At 46.3% G+C, this 22,226-nt stretch carries 10 protein-coding genes, 5 tRNA genes and 6 rRNA genes; 4 read left to right on the top strand and 17 right to left on the bottom strand.

From position 1 onward, the window contains the following. Positions 1-225: 225 nt before the first annotated feature. The 11 genes from OCU48_RS00530 to OCU48_RS00480 all read right to left on the bottom strand — a co-directional run bounded on the left by OCU48_RS00530 (position 226) and on the right by OCU48_RS00480 (position 11,329). A tRNA-Trp gene (locus OCU48_RS00530) sits at positions 226-302 on the bottom strand. A 60-nt stretch (positions 303-362) separates the two neighbouring features. Then, a tRNA-Asp gene (locus tag OCU48_RS00525) sits at positions 363-439 on the bottom strand. A gap of 61 nt (positions 440-500) precedes the next feature. Then, a 5S ribosomal RNA gene (rrf, locus tag OCU48_RS00520) occupies positions 501-616 on the bottom strand. Positions 617-708: 92 nt separating this feature from the next. Continuing rightward, positions 709-3,598: ribosomal RNA gene (locus OCU48_RS00515) — 23S ribosomal RNA — on the bottom strand. A 338-nt stretch (positions 3,599-3,936) separates the two neighbouring features. Next, positions 3,937-4,012: transfer RNA gene (locus tag OCU48_RS00510), tRNA-Ala, on the bottom strand. A gap of 88 nt (positions 4,013-4,100) precedes the next feature. Continuing rightward, positions 4,101-4,177: transfer RNA gene (locus tag OCU48_RS00505), tRNA-Ile, on the bottom strand. 101 nt (positions 4,178-4,278) lie between these two features. Continuing rightward, positions 4,279-5,831: ribosomal RNA gene (locus OCU48_RS00500) — 16S ribosomal RNA — on the bottom strand. A gap of 359 nt (positions 5,832-6,190) precedes the next feature. After that, positions 6,191-6,306 (bottom strand): 5S ribosomal RNA (gene rrf, locus OCU48_RS00495). Positions 6,307-6,398: 92 nt separating this feature from the next. Then, positions 6,399-9,288: ribosomal RNA gene (locus tag OCU48_RS00490) — 23S ribosomal RNA — on the bottom strand. Positions 9,289-9,633: 345 nt separating this feature from the next. After that, positions 9,634-9,709 (bottom strand) — tRNA-Glu (locus OCU48_RS00485). A gap of 67 nt (positions 9,710-9,776) precedes the next feature. Next, a 16S ribosomal RNA gene (locus OCU48_RS00480) occupies positions 9,777-11,329 on the bottom strand. The 16S, 23S and 5S rRNA genes sit together here with 5 tRNA genes alongside, the layout of an rRNA operon. Positions 11,330-11,938: 609 nt before the next feature. Here OCU48_RS00480 and OCU48_RS00475 point away from each other — a divergent pair. Then, a complete protein-coding gene (locus OCU48_RS00475; RefSeq protein ID WP_141347277.1) occupies positions 11,939-12,412 on the top strand; it encodes an RNA recognition motif domain-containing protein in 474 nt (157 codons plus the stop codon). Here OCU48_RS00475 and murI read toward each other — a convergent pair. Further along, entirely contained in the window at positions 12,384-13,181 is a 798-nt protein-coding gene (gene murI, locus OCU48_RS00470) for a glutamate racemase (protein WP_141347278.1), read from the bottom strand. The two genes, OCU48_RS00475 and murI, sit on opposite strands and share 29 nt — an antisense overlap. Before the next feature lie 216 nt (positions 13,182-13,397). Between murI and trmA the strand changes: the two genes are divergently transcribed. Beyond that, positions 13,398-14,507, top strand: coding sequence for a tRNA (uridine(54)-C5)-methyltransferase TrmA (gene trmA / locus OCU48_RS00465; protein ID WP_141347279.1), 1,110 nt, complete (start codon positions 13,398-13,400; stop codon positions 14,505-14,507). A gap of 33 nt (positions 14,508-14,540) precedes the next feature. Here the strand turns inward: trmA and OCU48_RS00460 are convergent, their stop codons facing one another. Next, on the bottom strand, positions 14,541-14,900 hold the full coding sequence (locus OCU48_RS00460; RefSeq protein WP_141347280.1) for a YijD family membrane protein: 360 nt from the start codon (positions 14,898-14,900) through the stop codon (positions 14,541-14,543). Between the two features lie 9 nt (positions 14,901-14,909). Continuing rightward, positions 14,910-15,524, bottom strand: coding sequence for an HTH-type transcriptional repressor FabR (gene fabR / locus OCU48_RS00455; protein ID WP_141347281.1), 615 nt, complete (start codon positions 15,522-15,524; stop codon positions 14,910-14,912). Between the two features lie 176 nt (positions 15,525-15,700). Between fabR and sthA the strand changes: the two genes are divergently transcribed. After that, positions 15,701-17,101, top strand: a complete 1,401-nt coding sequence (gene sthA, locus OCU48_RS00450) for a Si-specific NAD(P)(+) transhydrogenase (protein ID WP_141347282.1) — start codon at positions 15,701-15,703, stop codon at positions 17,099-17,101. A gap of 6 nt (positions 17,102-17,107) precedes the next feature. On the opposite strand, the gene dinF is transcribed toward sthA, so the two are convergent. The 3 genes from dinF to OCU48_RS00435 all read right to left on the bottom strand — a co-directional run bounded on the left by dinF (position 17,108) and on the right by OCU48_RS00435 (position 19,630). Further along, entirely contained in the window at positions 17,108-18,475 is a 1,368-nt protein-coding gene (gene dinF, locus OCU48_RS00445) for an MATE family efflux transporter DinF (protein ID WP_141347283.1), read from the bottom strand. 90 nt (positions 18,476-18,565) lie between these two features. After that, a complete protein-coding gene (gene lexA, locus OCU48_RS00440; RefSeq protein ID WP_141347284.1) occupies positions 18,566-19,183 on the bottom strand; it encodes a transcriptional repressor LexA in 618 nt (205 codons plus the stop codon). Positions 19,184-19,273: 90 nt separating this feature from the next. Continuing rightward, the gene (locus OCU48_RS00435) at positions 19,274-19,630 is read right to left on the bottom strand and encodes a diacylglycerol kinase (protein ID WP_141347285.1); all 357 of its coding nucleotides are present in this window, start codon (positions 19,628-19,630) and stop codon (positions 19,274-19,276) included. Positions 19,631-19,797: 167 nt separating this feature from the next. On the opposite strand from OCU48_RS00435, the gene plsB reads away from it, so the two are divergent. Further along, complete coding sequence (plsB, locus tag OCU48_RS00430; protein ID WP_141347286.1) at positions 19,798-22,221, top strand: glycerol-3-phosphate 1-O-acyltransferase PlsB; 2,424 nt, start codon at positions 19,798-19,800, stop codon at positions 22,219-22,221. The last annotated feature ends 5 nt before the right edge of the window (positions 22,222-22,226 follow it).

Below are 22,226 nucleotides of genomic sequence, written 5' to 3'. Positions count from 1 at the left end.
CTGCTCTCAGCAAAAGATTAAATCAGTCGAACTGAATGTCCAAAATTGGAAAACATTGCCACTAGTATCGAGTGACTTCAATATATGGAAAGGGTGAACTAAGCCGGCATTCCAGAAATTCGATGGCGCTTTCGTCCAAATGGGCTTTTAACCCAGTTTCAGTGCTGCTTCGAAAAAGCAATAGATGTAAAAAAGGCCCTAGTCTTTCGACTAAGGCCTTTAATATGGCAGGGGTGGAGAGATTCGAACTCCCAACACGCGGATTTGGAATCCGCTGCTCTGCCAATTGGAGCTACACCCCTAAAATTTTTGGTTTCTTAAATCTGAAAAAACCCCGCATAAAGCGAGGTCTTCAGAATAAGTGGCGGAGTGGACGGGACTCGAACCCGCGACCCCCGGCGTGACAGGCCGGTATTCTAACCAACTGAACTACCACTCCGCACCAATTTGTTATTGTCTTGAAGTCTTACTCGCGTTGCTTCAATACAATCTAATTTAAAGCCTGGCGATGTCCTACTCTCACATGGGGAAACCCCACACTACCATCGGCGCTATTATGTTTCACTTCTGAGTTCGGCATGGAATCAGGTGGGTCCACAATGCTATGGTCGCCAAGCAAATTTTAAAATTCGGAAAGCTAATATCTAAAAGTTCTTAATACACATTCAAAGTTCTTACTTCGAGTCCACAAAACCCCTTGGGTGTTGTATGGTTAAGCCTCACGGGCAATTAGTACAGGTTAGCTCAATGCCTCGCAGCACTTACACACCCTGCCTATCAACGTTCTAGTCTTGAACAACCCTTTAGGACACTTAAAGTGCCAGGGAAGACTCATCTCAGGGCTCGCTTCCCGCTTAGATGCTTTCAGCGGTTATCGATTCCGAACTTAGCTACCGGGCAATGCCATTGGCATGACAACCCGAACACCAGAGGTTCGTCCACTCCGGTCCTCTCGTACTAGGAGCAGCCCCCTTCAATCTTCCAACGCCCACGGCAGATAGGGACCGAACTGTCTCACGACGTTCTAAACCCAGCTCGCGTACCACTTTAAATGGCGAACAGCCATACCCTTGGGACCGACTTCAGCCCCAGGATGTGATGAGCCGACATCGAGGTGCCAAACACCGCCGTCGATATGAACTCTTGGGCGGTATCAGCCTGTTATCCCCGGAGTACCTTTTATCCGTTGAGCGATGGCCCTTCCATTCAGAACCACCGGATCACTATGACCTGCTTTCGCACCTGCTCGAATTGTCATTCTCGCAGTCAAGCGGGCTTATGCCATTGCACTAACCACACGATGTCCAACCGTGTTTAGCCCACCTTCGTGCTCCTCCGTTACTCTTTGGGAGGAGACCGCCCCAGTCAAACTACCCACCAGGCACTGTCCGCAATCCCGATAAGGGACCAACGTTAGAACATCAAGCATACAAGGGTGGTATTTCAAGGACGGCTCCAACGATACTAGCGTACCGTCTTCAAAGCCTCCCACCTATCCTACACATGTAGGGTCAATGTTCAGTGCCAAGCTGTAGTAAAGGTTCACGGGGTCTTTCCGTCTAGCCGCGGGTACACTGCATCTTCACAGCGATTTCAATTTCACTGAGTCTCGGGTGGAGACAGCGTGGCCATCATTACGCCATTCGTGCAGGTCGGAACTTACCCGACAAGGAATTTCGCTACCTTAGGACCGTTATAGTTACGGCCGCCGTTTACCGGGGCTTCGATCAAGAGCTTCGACCGAAGTCTAACCCCATCAATTAACCTTCCGGCACCGGGCAGGCGTCACACCGTATACGTCATCTTACGATTTTGCACAGTGCTGTGTTTTTAATAAACAGTTGCAGCCACCTGGTATCTGCGACTCCTAGTAGCTCCATCCGCAAGGGACTTCACCGCCAAGAGCGTACCTTCTCCCGAAGTTACGGTACCATTTTGCCTAGTTCCTTCACCCGAGTTCTCTCAAGCGCCTTGGTATTCTCTACCCGACCACCTGTGTCGGTTTGGGGTACGATTTCTTATAATCTGAAGCTTAGAGGCTTTTCCTGGAAGCATGGCATCAATGACTTCACTGCACGTAGCAGCTCGACATCGTATCTCAGCGTTAAGAAAGTCCGGATTTACCTAAACTTTCCGCCTACATACTTGAACCTGGACAACCATCGCCAGGCCCACCTAGCCTTCTCCGTCCCCCCATCGCAATTATAAGAAGTACGGGAATATTAACCCGTTTCCCATCGACTACGCCTTTCGGCCTCGCCTTAGGGGTCGACTTACCCTGCCCCGATTAACGTTGGACAGGAACCCTTGGTCTTCCGGCGAGGGAGTTTTTCACTCCCTTTATCGTTACTCATGTCAGCATTCGCACTTCTGATACGTCCAGCAGCCCTTACAGACCACCTTCAACCGCTTACAGAACGCTCCCCTACCCCGCATACAAAAGTATGCAGCCGCAGCTTCGGTGTATAGCTTAGCCCCGTTACATCTTCCGCGCAGGCCGACTCGACCAGTGAGCTATTACGCTTTCTTTAAATGATGGCTGCTTCTAAGCCAACATCCTGGCTGTCTGAGCCTTCCCACATCGTTTCCCACTTAGCTATACTTTGGGACCTTAGCTGGCGGTCTGGGTTGTTTCCCTCTCCACGACGGACGTTAGCACCCGCCGTGTGTCTCCCGGATAGTACTCAATGGTATTCGGAGTTTGCAAAGGGTTGGTAAGTCGGGATGACCCCCTAGCCTTAACAGTGCTCTACCCCCATTGGTATTCGTCCGAGGCGCTACCTAAATAGCTTTCGGGGAGAACCAGCTATCTCCAGGTTTGATTGGCCTTTCACCCCTAGCCACAAGTCATCCGCTAATTTTTCAACATTAGTCGGTTCGGTCCTCCAGTTGATGTTACTCAACCTTCAACCTGCCCATGGCTAGATCACCTGGTTTCGGGTCTAATTCTAGCAACTCGACGCCCAGTTAAGACTCGGTTTCCCTACGGCTCCCCTATACGGTTAACCTTGCTACTAAAATTAAGTCGCTGACCCATTATACAAAAGGTACGCAGTCACGCTTCGAGGCGCTCCTACTGCTTGTACGTACACGGTTTCAGGTTCTATTTCACTCCCCTCACAGGGGTTCTTTTCGCCTTTCCCTCACGGTACTGGTTCACTATCGGTCAGTCAGTAGTATTTAGCCTTGGAGGATGGTCCCCCCATGTTCAAACAGGATATCACGTGTCCCGCCTTACTCGTTTTCACTTAAAATGCGTTGTCGGTTACGGGGCTATCACCCTATACTGCGAGACTTTCCAGACTCTTCACCTGACGCATTAAAAGCTTAAGGGCTAATCCAATTTCGCTCGCCGCTACTTTCGGAATCTCGGTTGATTTCTCTTCCTCCGGGTACTTAGATGTTTCAGTTCCCCGGGTTTGCCTCGTTATGCTATGTATTCACATAACGATACGTGCTTATGCACGTGGGTTTCCCCATTCAGAAATCCCAGACTCAAATGGTTATTACTACCTAATCTGGGCTTATCGCAAGTTATTACGTCTTTCATCGCCTCTGACTGCCAAGGCATCCACCGTGTACGCTTAGTCACTTAACCATACAACCCCAAAGGGTCTTGCTTAACGCAATACGCTTGCTACAGCGTAGTATGACGTTTCCAAGGTGCGTTATCTCTTTATTATGAGCGAGATAACATTCGATTTTGCCGGACTCAAATTTGAATGCACTCTGGCAAGAGTACATTCCCAAGAACACTTGAATGTGTGTTGGTACCTACATCATAAAGACATAGGATTTGAGAACTTTTAAATTTGAACAACAATGAAATCACATTGTTGTTCGTCAGCTTTCCAAATTGTTAAAGAGCATGATTCTTTGCTAATAAATAGCTTACGAAACCATTTTTAAGAGTACTTAAGCAAATACGCTTAAAGATGGTGGAGCTATGCGGGATCGAACCGCAGACCTCCTGCGTGCAAGGCAGGCGCTCTCCCAGCTGAGCTATAGCCCCATCTTGGTATTTTTTCTTAAACAAGGCAGATTGTGAGGCCGTGTACATCAGTACACAACGAAGAATCTAACGCAGTATAAGGAAAAATTGGTGGGTCTGAGTGGACTTGAACCACCGACCTCCCGCTTATCAGGCGAGCGCTCTAACCAGCTGAGCTACAGACCCAATTTTTCACAAAACAGTACAAGTACCATTTCGCAAAATACTCTCTTTACTTTCTAAACCGTATCAATCTGTGTGGACACTCATCGTGAGTAATCATCGTATAAGGAGGTGATCCAGCCCCAGGTTCCCCTAGGGCTACCTTGTTACGACTTCACCCCAGTCATGAACCACAAAGTGGTGAGCGTCCTCCCGAAGGTTAAACTACCCACTTCTTTTGCAGCCCACTCCCATGGTGTGACGGGCGGTGTGTACAAGGCCCGGGAACGTATTCACCGTGACATTCTGATTCACGATTACTAGCGATTCCGACTTCATGGAGTCGAGTTGCAGACTCCAATCCGGACTACGACGCACTTTTTGGGATTCGCTCACCATCGCTGGTTGGCCGCCCTCTGTATGCGCCATTGTAGCACGTGTGTAGCCCTACTCGTAAGGGCCATGATGACTTGACGTCGTCCCCACCTTCCTCCGGTTTATCACCGGCAGTCTCCCTGGAGTTCCCACCATTACGTGCTGGCAAACAAGGATAAGGGTTGCGCTCGTTGCGGGACTTAACCCAACATTTCACAACACGAGCTGACGACAGCCATGCAGCACCTGTCTCAGAGTTCCCGAAGGCACCAATCCATCTCTGGAAAGTTCTCTGGATGTCAAGAGTAGGTAAGGTTCTTCGCGTTGCATCGAATTAAACCACATGCTCCACCGCTTGTGCGGGCCCCCGTCAATTCATTTGAGTTTTAATCTTGCGACCGTACTCCCCAGGCGGTCTACTTAACGCGTTAGCTCCGAAAGCCACGGCTCAAGGCCACAACCTCCAAGTAGACATCGTTTACGGCGTGGACTACCAGGGTATCTAATCCTGTTTGCTCCCCACGCTTTCGCATCTGAGTGTCAGTATCTGTCCAGGGGGCCGCCTTCGCCACTGGTATTCCTTCAGATCTCTACGCATTTCACCGCTACACCTGAAATTCTACCCCCCTCTACAGTACTCTAGCCTGCCAGTTTCAAATGCGGTTCCGAGGTTGAGCCCCGGGCTTTCACATCTGACTTAACAAACCACCTGCATGCGCTTTACGCCCAGTAATTCCGATTAACGCTCGCACCCTCCGTATTACCGCGGCTGCTGGCACGGAGTTAGCCGGTGCTTCTTCTGTCGCTAACGTCAAACACATAAGCTATTAACTTATATATCTTCCTCACGACTGAAAGTACTTTACAACCCGAAGGCCTTCTTCATACACGCGGCATGGCTGCATCAGGCTTTCGCCCATTGTGCAATATTCCCCACTGCTGCCTCCCGTAGGAGTCTGGACCGTGTCTCAGTTCCAGTGTGGCTGATCATCCTCTCAGACCAGCTAGGGATCGTCGCCTTGGTGAGCCATTACCTCACCAACTAGCTAATCCCACCTGGGCATATCCTGAAGCGAGAGGCCCGAAGGTCCCCCTCTTTGGTCCGTAGACGTTATGCGGTATTAGCTATCGTTTCCAATAGTTATCCCCCACATCAGGGCAATTTCCCAGGCATTACTCACCCGTCCGCCGCTCGACGCCCAATAAATCACCCGAAGGGTCAATATTGTCGTTTCCGCTCGACTTGCATGTGTTAGGCCTGCCGCCAGCGTTCAATCTGAGCCATGATCAAACTCTTCAATTAAAGTTTTTTGGTCTTTCGACCGGCTCAATGAATACTGACTTCAAAACTGTTCCTTACTCGAAAGTAAGAAGTAATTTTAAAGCTATTATCGTTCCAACAGAACGATAATGAATTGACTGTGCCAATGATTAAAAATCATTGTATTGGTCACTCAGTTCATTGATAAATCTTTTCGATTATCATCAACGAGTGCCCACACAGATTGATAGGTTTAAATTGTTAAAGAGCGTGCTTTAAGTGCCTTAACACTTAAGCAGGTCGCATATATTACGCGACTGACTGTTAAAGTCAACATAAAACTCTAAATAAATTAGAATCTTATGGTGACTCGCTTCAATAGAAGCAAGTCTAAAATTAAAGCCTGGCGATGTCCTACTCTCACATGGGGAAACCCCACACTACCATCGGCGCTATTATGTTTCACTTCTGAGTTCGGCATGGAATCAGGTGGGTCCACAATGCTATGGTCGCCAAGCAAATTTTAAAATTCGGAAAGCTATTATCTAAAAGTTCTTAATACACATTCAAAGTTCTTACTTCGAGTCCACAAAACCCCTTGGGTGTTGTATGGTTAAGCCTCACGGGCAATTAGTACAGGTTAGCTCAATGCCTCGCAGCACTTACACACCCTGCCTATCAACGTTCTAGTCTTGAACAACCCTTTAGGACACTTAAAGTGCCAGGGAAGACTCATCTCAGGGCTCGCTTCCCGCTTAGATGCTTTCAGCGGTTATCGATTCCGAACTTAGCTACCGGGCAATGCCATTGGCATGACAACCCGAACACCAGAGGTTCGTCCACTCCGGTCCTCTCGTACTAGGAGCAGCCCCCTTCAATCTTCCAACGCCCACGGCAGATAGGGACCGAACTGTCTCACGACGTTCTAAACCCAGCTCGCGTACCACTTTAAATGGCGAACAGCCATACCCTTGGGACCGACTTCAGCCCCAGGATGTGATGAGCCGACATCGAGGTGCCAAACACCGCCGTCGATATGAACTCTTGGGCGGTATCAGCCTGTTATCCCCGGAGTACCTTTTATCCGTTGAGCGATGGCCCTTCCATTCAGAACCACCGGATCACTATGACCTGCTTTCGCACCTGCTCGAATTGTCATTCTCGCAGTCAAGCGGGCTTATGCCATTGCACTAACCACACGATGTCCAACCGTGTTTAGCCCACCTTCGTGCTCCTCCGTTACTCTTTGGGAGGAGACCGCCCCAGTCAAACTACCCACCAGGCACTGTCCGCAATCCCGATAAGGGACCAACGTTAGAACATCAAGCATACAAGGGTGGTATTTCAAGGACGGCTCCAACGATACTAGCGTACCGTCTTCAAAGCCTCCCACCTATCCTACACATGTAGGGTCAATGTTCAGTGCCAAGCTGTAGTAAAGGTTCACGGGGTCTTTCCGTCTAGCCGCGGGTACACTGCATCTTCACAGCGATTTCAATTTCACTGAGTCTCGGGTGGAGACAGCGTGGCCATCATTACGCCATTCGTGCAGGTCGGAACTTACCCGACAAGGAATTTCGCTACCTTAGGACCGTTATAGTTACGGCCGCCGTTTACCGGGGCTTCGATCAAGAGCTTCGACCGAAGTCTAACCCCATCAATTAACCTTCCGGCACCGGGCAGGCGTCACACCGTATACGTCATCTTACGATTTTGCACAGTGCTGTGTTTTTAATAAACAGTTGCAGCCACCTGGTATCTGCGACTCCTAGTAGCTCCATCCGCAAGGGACTTCACCGCCAAGAGCGTACCTTCTCCCGAAGTTACGGTACCATTTTGCCTAGTTCCTTCACCCGAGTTCTCTCAAGCGCCTTGGTATTCTCTACCCGACCACCTGTGTCGGTTTGGGGTACGATTTCTTATAATCTGAAGCTTAGAGGCTTTTCCTGGAAGCATGGCATCAATGACTTCACTGCACGTAGCAGCTCGACATCGTATCTCAGCGTTAAGAAAGTCCGGATTTACCTAAACTTTCCGCCTACATACTTGAACCTGGACAACCATCGCCAGGCCCACCTAGCCTTCTCCGTCCCCCCATCGCAATTATAAGAAGTACGGGAATATTAACCCGTTTCCCATCGACTACGCCTTTCGGCCTCGCCTTAGGGGTCGACTTACCCTGCCCCGATTAACGTTGGACAGGAACCCTTGGTCTTCCGGCGAGGGAGTTTTTCACTCCCTTTATCGTTACTCATGTCAGCATTCGCACTTCTGATACGTCCAGCAGCCCTTACAGACCACCTTCAACCGCTTACAGAACGCTCCCCTACCCCGCATACAAAAGTATGCAGCCGCAGCTTCGGTGTATAGCTTAGCCCCGTTACATCTTCCGCGCAGGCCGACTCGACCAGTGAGCTATTACGCTTTCTTTAAATGATGGCTGCTTCTAAGCCAACATCCTGGCTGTCTGAGCCTTCCCACATCGTTTCCCACTTAGCTATACTTTGGGACCTTAGCTGGCGGTCTGGGTTGTTTCCCTCTCCACGACGGACGTTAGCACCCGCCGTGTGTCTCCCGGATAGTACTCAATGGTATTCGGAGTTTGCAAAGGGTTGGTAAGTCGGGATGACCCCCTAGCCTTAACAGTGCTCTACCCCCATTGGTATTCGTCCGAGGCGCTACCTAAATAGCTTTCGGGGAGAACCAGCTATCTCCAGGTTTGATTGGCCTTTCACCCCTAGCCACAAGTCATCCGCTAATTTTTCAACATTAGTCGGTTCGGTCCTCCAGTTGATGTTACTCAACCTTCAACCTGCCCATGGCTAGATCACCTGGTTTCGGGTCTAATTCTAGCAACTCGACGCCCAGTTAAGACTCGGTTTCCCTACGGCTCCCCTATACGGTTAACCTTGCTACTAAAATTAAGTCGCTGACCCATTATACAAAAGGTACGCAGTCACGCTTCGAGGCGCTCCTACTGCTTGTACGTACACGGTTTCAGGTTCTATTTCACTCCCCTCACAGGGGTTCTTTTCGCCTTTCCCTCACGGTACTGGTTCACTATCGGTCAGTCAGTAGTATTTAGCCTTGGAGGATGGTCCCCCCATGTTCAAACAGGATATCACGTGTCCCGCCTTACTCGTTTTCACTTAAAATGCGTTGTCGGTTACGGGGCTATCACCCTATACTGCGAGACTTTCCAGACTCTTCACCTGACGCATTAAAAGCTTAAGGGCTAATCCAATTTCGCTCGCCGCTACTTTCGGAATCTCGGTTGATTTCTCTTCCTCCGGGTACTTAGATGTTTCAGTTCCCCGGGTTTGCCTCGTTATGCTATGTATTCACATAACGATACGTGCTTATGCACGTGGGTTTCCCCATTCAGAAATCCCAGACTCAAATGGTTATTACTACCTAATCTGGGCTTATCGCAAGTTATTACGTCTTTCATCGCCTCTGACTGCCAAGGCATCCACCGTGTACGCTTAGTCACTTAACCATACAACCCCAAAGGGTCTTGCTTAACGCAATACGCTTGCTACAGCGTAGTATGACGTTTCCAAGGTGCGTTATCTCTTTATTATGAGCGAGATAACATTCGATTTTGCCGGACTCAAATTTGAATGCACTCTGGCAAGAGTACATTCCCAAGAACACTTGAATGTGTGTTGGTACCTACATCATAAAGACATAGGATTTGAGAACTTTTAAATTTGAACAACAATGAAATCACATTGTTGTTCGTCAGCTTTCCAAATTGTTAAAGAGCATGTTTATTTCCTAAAAAGGAAAAAACCATTTTTAAAGACACTTAATTTTCTTAAGAAGAAAATGCGTTTAAAGATGGTATCCCGTAGGGGAGTCGAACCCCTGTTACCGCCGTGAAAGGGCGGTGTCCTAGGCCTCTAGACGAACGGGACATAGGCATCTCTTAACTTTCTAAACCATATCAATCTGTGTGGACACTCATCGTGAGTAATCATCGTATAAGGAGGTGATCCAGCCCCAGGTTCCCCTAGGGCTACCTTGTTACGACTTCACCCCAGTCATGAACCACAAAGTGGTGAGCGTCCTCCCGAAGGTTAAACTACCCACTTCTTTTGCAGCCCACTCCCATGGTGTGACGGGCGGTGTGTACAAGGCCCGGGAACGTATTCACCGTGACATTCTGATTCACGATTACTAGCGATTCCGACTTCATGGAGTCGAGTTGCAGACTCCAATCCGGACTACGACGCACTTTTTGGGATTCGCTCACCATCGCTGGTTGGCCGCCCTCTGTATGCGCCATTGTAGCACGTGTGTAGCCCTACTCGTAAGGGCCATGATGACTTGACGTCGTCCCCACCTTCCTCCGGTTTATCACCGGCAGTCTCCCTGGAGTTCCCACCATTACGTGCTGGCAAACAAGGATAAGGGTTGCGCTCGTTGCGGGACTTAACCCAACATTTCACAACACGAGCTGACGACAGCCATGCAGCACCTGTCTCAGAGTTCCCGAAGGCACCAATCCATCTCTGGAAAGTTCTCTGGATGTCAAGAGTAGGTAAGGTTCTTCGCGTTGCATCGAATTAAACCACATGCTCCACCGCTTGTGCGGGCCCCCGTCAATTCATTTGAGTTTTAATCTTGCGACCGTACTCCCCAGGCGGTCTACTTAACGCGTTAGCTCCGAAAGCCACGGCTCAAGGCCACAACCTCCAAGTAGACATCGTTTACGGCGTGGACTACCAGGGTATCTAATCCTGTTTGCTCCCCACGCTTTCGCATCTGAGTGTCAGTATCTGTCCAGGGGGCCGCCTTCGCCACTGGTATTCCTTCAGATCTCTACGCATTTCACCGCTACACCTGAAATTCTACCCCCCTCTACAGTACTCTAGCCTGCCAGTTTCAAATGCGGTTCCGAGGTTGAGCCCCGGGCTTTCACATCTGACTTAACAAACCACCTGCATGCGCTTTACGCCCAGTAATTCCGATTAACGCTCGCACCCTCCGTATTACCGCGGCTGCTGGCACGGAGTTAGCCGGTGCTTCTTCTGTCGCTAACGTCAAACACATAAGCTATTAACTTATATATCTTCCTCACGACTGAAAGTACTTTACAACCCGAAGGCCTTCTTCATACACGCGGCATGGCTGCATCAGGCTTTCGCCCATTGTGCAATATTCCCCACTGCTGCCTCCCGTAGGAGTCTGGACCGTGTCTCAGTTCCAGTGTGGCTGATCATCCTCTCAGACCAGCTAGGGATCGTCGCCTTGGTGAGCCATTACCTCACCAACTAGCTAATCCCACCTGGGCATATCCTGAAGCGAGAGGCCCGAAGGTCCCCCTCTTTGGTCCGTAGACGTTATGCGGTATTAGCTATCGTTTCCAATAGTTATCCCCCACATCAGGGCAATTTCCCAGGCATTACTCACCCGTCCGCCGCTCGACGCCCAATAAATCACCCGAAGGGTCAATATTGTCGTTTCCGCTCGACTTGCATGTGTTAGGCCTGCCGCCAGCGTTCAATCTGAGCCATGATCAAACTCTTCAATTAAAGTTTTTTGGTCTTTCGACCGGCTCAATGAATACTGACTTCAAAACTGTTCCTTACTCGAAAGTAAGAAGTAATTTTAAAGCTATTATCGTTCCAACAGAACGATAATGAATTGACTGTGCCAATGATTAAAAATCATTGTATTGGTCACTCAGTTCATTGATAAATCTTTTCGATTATCATCAACGAGTGCCCACACAGATTGATAGGTTTAAATTGTTAAAGAGCGTACTTTCAAGGCTTGCCTCTCAAGTGGACGGCCATTCTAGCGATTTGAACCTCAGTGTCAAACACTTTTTGAATTTAATTTTCGAAGAGAAGTTAAACTCAATTTGGTTCGGCTAGTTAGCCTACTGAAACACTACGAAGCGTTTCCGCTGTTGCCGTGTCAGTGGGGCGCATTATAGAGACCTAAGTCACATTGGCAAGGGCTTTTTTAAAGTTTTATTTCAAGCGCTCATAAAACAAGCAAAAAGAGTTTTTGCGACATATTAGACGTGATCAGAGGATAAAATTGGAAAAATTATTGTGGCGTGCGTAATATCTATGTGTCTGTTTTGTTAATGAATTTCACACCCATCAATTCACCAATATAGTGATAAGCGAATTATGAACTCAAACAAGTCTCTATTGATTGTCATCATCCTTGCAGTAGCTGGTTTTGCACTTGTGCCTCTCTTGCCTATATCTTCTGGTATTGCTTTCTGTTTAGGCGTAGTTACTACAGCCTTAATCTTATGGCAGAAACCTGCTAGTACTGCTTTAAACTCTAAACCCTCTCATTCGCCTGTACCCGAATCCGTTTCGAGCGATGAGAACACAACCTTATATGTAGGGAACCTTTCCTACAAAGCAAGTGAGGCTCATGTGAAAGAGCTATTTGAAGAATACGGCACCGTTTATAGCGTGCGTCTAATGAAAGATAAGCGAACGGGTAAACGTCGTGGCTTCGGTTTTGTCGAAGTAGAGAATGACGATGCTGATGCTATGATCTCTTCTCTTAATGAACATGAATATATGCAAAGAACAATAAAGGTCCGCGTTGCGAACGAACCTAAGCACCCTTCAGCGGATGAATTCTGATCTCAGAAAAACCTAACTCAGTAAAAGAAGATTGTAGCGCGGACCTGGAATATGGCTCCGCGCTACAGTACACATCGTAGCTTAATTCATCGCTAGTATTTGTCGCTAATATCTCTTTAAGTAGAAACTCAACCCTTCTCGATATAGCCTCCCCCGAATCCACCAGCATCACATCTGCACCTAACACTTGATGAATCTCATTTCTTAATAGAGGAAAGTGGGTACACCCTAATACCGCAACATCGATGTTTCCTTTTAGAGGCTGTAGTACTTGCGCTAGTAAAGTAAGGTCAATACTCACTCCTCTGAGCTTTTGTTCGGCCATGTCCACCAATTCAGTAGTACCGACCATTTTGACGTCTTTATCTTTCGCAAAGTCTTTGATTAAGTCATGGGTATATTCTCTAGTCACGGTAGCTGGAGTCGCAATAAGACCAACACCAAGGTTAGCTCGTTGTGAAGCAGGCTTAATAGCAGGAACAACACCAACTATAGGAATAGAGAACTTATCTCTTAATCTTGGAAGGACAACTGTACTTGCGGTATTACATGCAATCACGACTAAAGATATATTCTGAGTTTCAACGAAGTGCTGCACGTATTTTTCAACACGGTCAACTAACTCATCTTGTGATAGCTCCCCATAGGGATACGCCTCATTATCAAAAGCATAAGTAACACTCACCCAAGGAAGTCTTGCCTTTATGTCTTTAAATACAGAAATGCCACCCACTCCGGAGTCAAACATTAAAATTCTTGTTTCAGGCATTTGCGCTCTTTGTCAGGTTCAGATTATTAATGGAGGCTACTCTATCAAAATACACGACATAGTTAAGTCATCTAATATTATAACGAAGCGAAAGTTACAGCACTGTTTTATGAGCAGACAGCTATTATTGAATCAAATATCTAACGCACACAATCTATACTCCAGAGTCTGATGAGTATAGAATCTGCGCCTCTTGTTTCAAGTCAGGAAAAGTGAATGGCCAACCAAAATGTAAACTCTGAGTCTTATCAGGTGCAGTTAGATGATAAAACCGCACGTCTGCAAGAGATGTTTAGCGAATATACAATGCCATCATTAGAGGTTTTCACTTCTGATGAGCAGCATTACCGAATGCGAGCAGAGTTCCGCGTTTGGCACGAAGGTGAAGATCTGTATTACGTGATGTTCAATCAAGAGACACGTGAAAAATACCGTGTTGACCAATTCCCTGTTGCAAGCCGCTTAATCAATGACTTGATGCCACTATTGATTGAAGCAGTAAAAGAGCACGACATGCTACGTCATAAGCTTTTCCAGGTAGACTTCCTTTCTACTCTTAGCGGTGAAATTTTAATTTCACTTCTTTACCACAAACAACTTGATGATGAGTGGCAAGAGCGAGCTAAAACTCTCAAGCAACGTCTCAATGATGAAGGGTTTAATCTAAACCTTATCGGTAGAGCAAGAAAGATGAAAGTCGTCCTTGATAGAGATTACGTAATTGAAAAGCTAAATGTGTTTGGTAAGACTTACACTTATCAGCAAGTTGAGAATAGCTTTACCCAACCTAACGGTCGCGTTGCTGAGAAAATGCTGGAATGGGCAGTAGACTGCACTAAGGAATCTAAGGGTGACTTGCTAGAGCTTTATTGTGGTAATGGCAACTTCTCACTGGCTTTAGCTCAAAACTTTAATCGTGTACTGGCTACTGAGTTGGCCAAGCCATCTGTAGATTCAGCACAATACAATATTAAAGCTAACGCAATAGAAAACGTTCAGATTATTCGTATGTCTGCAGAAGACTTTACTGATGCTATGGAAGGAAAGCGCGAATTCCGTCGCCTCAAGCAGGCGAATATAGATTTAAGCAGCTACGACTGTAATACCATCTTTGTTGATCCACCTCGTTCAGGTATGGATGAAGGCACCTGTCGTATGGTTCAAGGTTACGAACGTATTTTATACATTTCCTGTAACCCAGACACATTGAAAGATAATTTAGATATTCTATCTACAACGCACAACATTACTCGTTATGCCCTATTTGACCAATTCCCATATACCCACCATATGGAAATGGGGATAATGCTTGAACGCAAAGCCTAGATAATAAAAAAGAGCGGAGATGCGCTCTTTTTTTTATCTTCCCAAGTAACCTAGCTTTCTTCCTATCCACAAAAGTAGTAGCAAGGTAAAGATGATTGAAAAGAAGTTTGAGCCCGCTTCTGGATACTGCGCTTTTAAAAATGCGCCATGTCCAAAGAAACCAATAAAGAAACTACCTAGTCCTAGCAATGGGAAGTCCTCATCCACAGGCTTACTTAAGTAGTTTTGATAAATCACTTGGACGGCTAATACCAAGCAAATCAATGGGAAAATTGAAAAAGAATAGCCTGGCACTGATAGTGAAGACAGCAATGCACTGCCACTCATACCGCAGATCAGTGCTAATAATAGTGACTTTTTATCCGAAGCTGATGCTTCTTTCTTATCTGTCATAGAATCCTCTTAATCTTTCTTATTTTGAAATTGATTCATAGCGTGGCCACCCAAAGAGATCATTCGTACTTGATCAACCAGTCTTTGCCTGTGTGCCGCGCGTTGGTTGGGCTCAATATCAAGAAACTCCGCTCCAGAGCTAAATACTAGAGTAACAATAGCCTCAGCCTGTAGTGACGCAATTTCTCGTGGCAGTTGCTGCGCACTAAGGTAATCCGCTAATTCAGCACAAAAGAATTGAATTTCTCTAGCAACTGCAGCGCGGAACTCTTCAGATGTCCCTGAACGTTCACGTAGCAAGAGTCTAAATATATCTGGGTTAGTCTCAATAAATTCAACAAAAGTTTCTATTGAGGTTTGAATAACACTACGGTCTGGTTGAATCCTTTCGCGAGCTCTGCGCATCAACTGTCGTAGCAACAAACCCGCTTCATCCACCATGACAATACCGAGCTGATCCATATCATCAAAGTGTCGATAAAAAGACGTTGGTGCAATGCCAGCCTCTCTTGCGACTTCCCGAAGGCTCATGCTAGAAAAGCTTCGGCCAGCCGATAACTGCCCAAATGCTGAATCAATGATCGCTCTTCTGGTTTTTTGTTTTTGCTCTGCCCTAACGCCCATATTCTATTCATACTCTTTTTGACCTGCCCCAATAAAACATAACTGCTTCTCTATTTGCAAACTCTCCCTCCCTACAAAGTGATCTTTATTGTGAGACCGACCACTTAGTCACCACTAACTGATTTACCAATATCAACAAAGGTTTAAAATACCATTAACAAAACAAGGAGGTTTCAGTGAGTTCTTCATCGCATTTTGATGTAATCGTAATTGGTAGTGGCCCCGGTGGTGAAGGTGCCGCTATGGGATTGACCAAAGCTGGCTTCAACGTTGGTATTATTGAAAAAGAGAAAAGTGTCGGAGGCGGATGTACTCATTGGGGCACTATTCCCTCTAAAGCATTGAGGCATGCCGTTAGCCGCTTCATTGAATTCAATAACAACCCACTCTTTTGCAAAAACAACCGTAGCTTAGACGCCAGCTTTGACGACATTTTAGATCATGCTAAAACCGTTATAGATAAGCAAACTACTCTAAGACAAGGATTCTACGATAGAAATCAGTGTACATTGATCTTTGGCGAGGCTAAATTCTCCGACGCTCATACTGTAAAAGTCACCGGAGAGGATGGACGCGTTAAGCAGTATACCGCTGACCGATTTGTGATTGCGACAGGTTCACGCCCTTACCACCCAAACAATGCAGATTTTAACCACCAGCGCATCTATGACAGTGACTCTATATTGTCTCTGCATCATCAGCCAAGACACATCATCATTTATGGCGCTGGGGTTATCGGATGTGAATACGCCTCTATATTTCGTGGTTTAGGCGTCAAAACAGATCTTATCAATACCCGTGAACAATTGCTCTCATTTCTAGATAAAGAAATCTCTGATGCTCTTTCTTATCACTTTGGCAGTAATGGTGTAGTAATACGCAATGGTGAGTCATTCGCAGAGATAGAAGGTACTGATGATGGTGTTATTGTTCATCTAGAATCAGGGAAAAAAATGCGAGCTGATTGCTTGCTGTATGCGAATGGTCGCACAGGTAACACGGACACTCTAAACTTAGATGTCACGGGTTTATCTGCAGATTCACGCGGTCAGTTGACAATCAACAGCAACTATCAAACTGATGTTGAGCATATTTATGCGGTCGGTGATGTCATTGGATACCCGAGCTTAGCGAGTGCAGCTTATGACCAAGGTCGCTTTGTCGCCAAAGCGATTGCAGAAGGTGAGGCGACTCAGCGATTGATTGAAGATATTCCTACTGGCATCTACACCATCCCAGAAATCAGCTCTGTGGGTAAGACAGAGCAAGAGCTTACTGCAGCAAAAGTGCCATACGAGGTGGGACGAGCCTCCTTTAAGCACCTAGCACGCGCTCAGATTTCAGGTAAAGATATCGGCAGTTTGAAGATTCTCTTCCACAGAGAAACCAAAGAAATATTAGGTATTCATTGTTTCGGTGAAAGGGCTGCTGAGATTATTCATATAGGCCAAGCCATCATGGAGCAGCCTGGGCCTGCAAATAGTATCGACTACTTTGTGAATACTACCTTCAACTACCCCACCATGGCAGAAGCCTACCGAGTTGCGGCTCTTAACGGATTAAATCGTTTATTCTAATTCCGCTTAAGCATGGGCAGTTTCTAGAAACTGCCCTTTTTTCCACAAACGAGCAAATACCCAAGCCAATGTGGCTCCACGCATAGCCATAAAGCCCAACATAGCAATCCAAAGACTGTGGTTCTCAAGATAAGCAAAGCCAAAATAAAGTGCGAAGAACACTAGCGCTGCAACAAACATGCTATTTCGCATTTCCTTACCGCGTGTTGCGCCAATGAATATGCCATCAAAGAGATAACACCACATCGATACGATAGGCATAATGGCTAACCATGGTAAGTATTCACGGGCCGTTGCTCTGACACTATCTATATCGCTAATCAAGCTAACAATAATATTGCCACCAGCACCAAATAATAAGGCAAATCCGCTACAGATGATCAATCCCCAGAAAAAGGTACCGAGTATAGAAAGAGAAAGCTCATTCTTACTTTTTGCCCCTATGGCTTTTCCTACCATTGCCTCTATAGCATAAGCAAAGCCATCCATTGCATAGGACACCATTAGTACCAAGCTCATCAATACTGCATTCGCAGCCACAATATCGTCACCAAAGTTAGCACCTTGGAAGGTCATAAATGCCAACACAGCTTGCAAGCATAAAGAGCGCAAAAATATATCTCGGTTAAGACGCACAAAGCGAGATAGCCCAGTGAATAATTTGTCTATACCCAGAGAGAGTATCTGTTTAGAGCTCAAAGATACCGCACTACCCCAAATTTTATGACAAAAGTAAATACCGACTGCTGCACCGGTGTAATCAGCAATGACAGATGCTGAGGCCGCACCTGCGACACCATAATCAAGAACAACAACAAATAAGACATCCAAGACAATATTAGTGGCGTTAGTGATAATGACCATCCACATTGGCGCTCTTGCGTTTTGGTTTCCTAGCAACCAACCAAGTAGCACAAAATTGACCATTGCCGCCGGTGCACTCCAAGCTCTAATGGTGAAATATTCATTGGCGTAGAATTGAACTTGCGCACTGGCATCACTGAACCCTAAAGCTAGGTTGATAATTCCTCTGTGTAAAACCAAGAAAATCAGCGCAAAGGCCAACGCCATAAAAATGCCCTGGAGTAACACAAGCGCAAGCTTTCGCGGATCTTGTGCCCCCTTGGCTTGTGCTGATAGACCGGTTGTCGACATACGTAGAAAGCCAAACAGCCAAAACACCATGCTGATCATTGTGCTTCCTAAAGCAACACCACCCAGATACCAAGAATGATCTAAATGACCAACGACCGCAGCATCAACTAACCCCAAAAGAGGAACGGTAATATTAGACAAAACCATAGGTATCGCTAAAGCGAGTATTCTCTTATGCAGACTGAGATCCATCAGGGAGCGAATAACGGGGTTTTGCATGACAATCCTTGAGGTATTTTAGGCAAAAAAAAGCAGCACTCCGATAAAGGGCGCTGCATACAGTGAATCATAATTTTTAGGGTATTGGTATTACATCCAAGTGCTATTGCGGATAATTCCCACCGCAATACCCTCTATAGCGAGATGCTGCTGTGTTAGATCTACCTTGATTGGAGAAAGCTCTTCATTCTCTGGGTGCAATAGGACTGTAGACCCTTTGCGCTCCAACCTTTTAACAGTGACATCTTCGTCGACACGAGCTACGACCACCTGTCCATCTCTAACATCTTGCGTTTTATGTACAGCCAGAAGATCGCCATCCATAATGCCTATGTCTTTCATACTCTCGCCGTGTACACGAAGCAGAAAATCAGCTTTAGGCTTAAACATTTGCGGATCGACCTTATAGTGCGATTCTATATGTTCTTGAGCTAAAATCGGCTCACCAGCTGCAACATTACCAATTAACGGCAAGCCACCATCGTTAGCACTGTCTTGCAGAAGTATGCGAATACCGCGCGATGCACCAGGGATGATCTCTATGACCTGCTTTTTAGCTAGAGCTTTGAGGTGCTCTTCGGCAGCATTTGCTGAACGAAACCCCAATTCGCGCGCAATCTCGGCTCTTGTCGGAGGCATGCCGGTATCTTCGATTTTCGCCTTGATAAGATCGAATACCTGTTGCTGTCTTTGGGTTAAGGGTCTCATACATCACCTGTTCTTTTATACAGTTCACTGTGAGTATATACAGCATGGTTAAATAATCAACCAGTTACCCCTAATAAGCTGAAATTTAAGTTAAAAGAACAAAACTTCAATCCAAATGTATAGAACTAGACCCAAAGCCACAAATACCGCTGCTGACCCAATATCTTTTGCTCTACCTGCCAATTCATGAATATCGGAACCAATACGATCGACTACCGCTTCAACGGCTGAGTTCATTAGCTCAGCAATTAACACGATGAATAACGACAATATCATCAACATTCTTTCGGTTTGACTGACATCGAGAATGCAAGCAATAGGGATAAGAAATAGAGCTAAGAAAACTTCCTGACGAAACGCAGCCTCATGTTTAAAAGCGGCTTTAAGCCCCTGAATAGAATAACCTGTTGCTTTGATAACGCGTTTGAATCCTGTATTACCTTTCATTAATCACCTATTCTTTTTATCTTGCTGTGCTTTTTCATTTATTGACCTAACATTAAAACAATTCTGGTTAAAAGGTTCGACCAGTTCTGCTATTCTTGCGACGCTTATTTTACCACCTAGTCTTGAAGAGTCTTGGGCGCCAAATTTAAATTGGGACAATCATATATATGTCTTCTGGTCATACACTGACACAATCAGCTTTACGCTTTCCGTTGAAAGTACTGGTCAAGGGTAATGTCGTACCCCCTTCCCCTATTAGTGATCTCAACATAGATATAGAGAAACCTATTGTCTATGTATTGCCATTCGAATCCAATGTCGACCTTCTCTCTGTACGTCGTAGAGCTATTCAACTTGGTTTACCTGATCCACTACAACCTCTTGAGGTCGGTGGGAAAAGTTTTAGGCGCTATGTGTTTATTTCTACAGGCAAACTCGACCGAGACAACGATACTCTTGACTCACTGGGATCTCAAAGCCTGTTTACCCAACTCTTAAAGTTACATCGTGAACAGCCTGACCTTGACGTTCAACTCATCCCAACCACTGTCATGTGGGGGCGTAAGCCAGGAAAAGAGGGGCGAGACAAACCGTACTTAGAAAATCTCTCATCTTGGAATAAGATGCGAGCGGTACTGGTTTCCGGGCGCGATTGTATGATTCGTTTCAGCCCACTAGTGTCTATGCGTTACATGGCAGACTCTCGTGGCTCTGATGAAACCATAGCTCAGAAACTGGCTCGTGTAGCACGCATTCACTTCTCTAGGCAAAAATTAGCAGCATCTGGGCCAAGTTTACCAAGTAGGGATGTTCTATTTGAGAGACTCATTAAATCAGAGGCAATCAACAAGGCCATCGCAGACGAAGCCGCTGCTAAAAATATTAGTGTAGAAAAAGCTGAACAGCACGCCCTAAAGATAATGGACGAGATTGCCGCTAAATTCTCTTACTCACTGATCAAGCAAGGTAACTTTGTTCTGACATGGCTGTGGAACAGGCTCTATCAAGGCATCAATGTAAGTAACGCATCGACAGTGCGTAAGCTCGCGCAAGATGGACATGAGATTGTTTATGTTCCATGCCACAGAAGCCACATGGACTATCTACTACTTTCCTATATTCTTTATCATGAAGGGATGGTACCTCCGCATATTGCTGCAGGTGTAAACCTGAATTTCTTCCCTGCTGGCCCTATCTTTAGGCGAGGCGGTGCTTTCTTTATCCGCCGTAGCTTTAAGGGCAACAAGCTTTACTCCACCATCTTCAGAGAGTATCTAGCGGAACTATTCGCCAAGGGATATTCTGTTGAGTATTTCAGTGAAGGTGGGCGTTCTCGTACAGGACGCTTGTTGCAAGCAAAAACAGGTATGCTCGCAATGACGGTACAGGCCATGCTTAGGGGATTAAACCGCCCCGTTACCTTAGTCCCTGTTTATATTGGCTATGAACATGTGATGGAAGTATCCACTTACGCCAAGGAGCTCCGAGGTAAACGCAAAGAAAAAGAAAATGCAGGACAAGTACTGCGCACAATTAGAAAGTTACGTAACTTTGGCCAAGGCTACGTAAACTTTGGTGAGCCGATTCCATTAAATCAGTATCTTAATGAGAATGTGCCGGAATGGCGGGAAAGTATCGGAGCTGCAGAAGGCACCAAGCCAGCCTGGATGACTCCGACGGTCAATGCCATCGCTGAAAAGATGATGACTCACATCAATGATGCAGCTGCAGCTAACGCATTGACCTTAACGGCAACTGCCCTATTGGCTTCAAGACAAAGAGCTCTCACCAAGGAGAGCCTAATCAATCAGATCAATTGTTACCTGAGTATTCTACGCAATGTACCATACACCAGCTATGCCACCATGCCTGATAGCAGTGCCGAAGAGTTAGTGGCACACGCTACCTCACTGGACAAATTTGTGGTCGACTCTGACAGTATGGGTGAGATCATCTCTCTAGACCGTCATCAATCAGTATTGATGACCTATTACCGTAACAACATCATTCATATGCTTGCGCTACCTTCGCTACTAGCACAGCTAATAATCCAATTACCTGACTGCACCCTTACGAGGTTGAAGCGCAATATCGCTGTTTTGTATCCGTTCTTACAAAAAGAGCTGTTCTTGTCCTACGATAGCGAGCAATTGGAAGACAAGGTTGAGCAAATAGTGCAGGAGTTTCTATCTCAACAACTAATTGAGGTAGAGGGTGACAGAGTTAACCTTAATCAGACCAACATCCATACCCTGCAATTACTGTCTCGCACTATCTCCGAGACACTGCAGCGCTATAGCATTGCGCTTAATCTATTGGCAGCTCAACCAGAACTCGCTCAAACAGAACTGGAAATGAGATGTCAGGATATTGCACAACGCCTTGGTCGTTTGCACGGTATCAATGCTCCCGAGTTCTTTGATAAAGGGGTATTCGCGGCGTTATTCAGTACCTTAAAAGAACAAGGTTACCTGAATGCGGAGGGTGAGTGCGATATCGAACGTACTAAGAAGTTGGCACAAGGCCTACTAGAAATACTCTCTCCTGAAGTGAAACTCACCATTAAAGAAGGTATCGCTCAAGCGGTATAAAGACT

This window comes from Vibrio inusitatus, assembly GCA_024346935.1.
Lineage (GTDB): Bacteria > Pseudomonadota > Gammaproteobacteria > Enterobacterales > Vibrionaceae > Vibrio > Vibrio inusitatus.
The sequence above is the reverse complement of the archived record's forward strand: the minus strand, read 5'-3'. Positions and strand labels throughout refer to the sequence as shown.

Bases quoted from the DNA above. Each gene is read 5' to 3' on its own strand.
- OCU48_RS00475 (WP_141347277.1), top strand. From the start codon at position 11,939: ATGAACTCAAACAAGTCTCTATTGATTGTCATCATCCTTGCAGTAGCT.
- murI (WP_141347278.1), bottom strand. From the start codon at position 13,181: ATGCCTGAAACAAGAATTTTAATGTTTGACTCCGGAGTGGGTGGCATT.
- trmA (WP_141347279.1), top strand. From the start codon at position 13,398: ATGGCCAACCAAAATGTAAACTCTGAGTCTTATCAGGTGCAGTTAGAT.
- OCU48_RS00460 (WP_141347280.1), bottom strand. From the start codon at position 14,900: ATGACAGATAAGAAAGAAGCATCAGCTTCGGATAAAAAGTCACTATTA.
- fabR (WP_141347281.1), bottom strand. From the start codon at position 15,524: ATGGGCGTTAGGGCAGAGCAAAAACAAAAAACCAGAAGAGCGATCATT.
- dinF (WP_141347283.1), bottom strand. From the start codon at position 18,475: ATGCAAAACCCCGTTATTCGCTCCCTGATGGATCTCAGTCTGCATAAG.
- lexA (WP_141347284.1), bottom strand. From the start codon at position 19,183: ATGAGACCCTTAACCCAAAGACAGCAACAGGTATTCGATCTTATCAAG.
- OCU48_RS00435 (WP_141347285.1), bottom strand. From the start codon at position 19,630: ATGAAAGGTAATACAGGATTCAAACGCGTTATCAAAGCAACAGGTTAT.
- plsB (WP_141347286.1), top strand. From the start codon at position 19,798: ATGTCTTCTGGTCATACACTGACACAATCAGCTTTACGCTTTCCGTTG.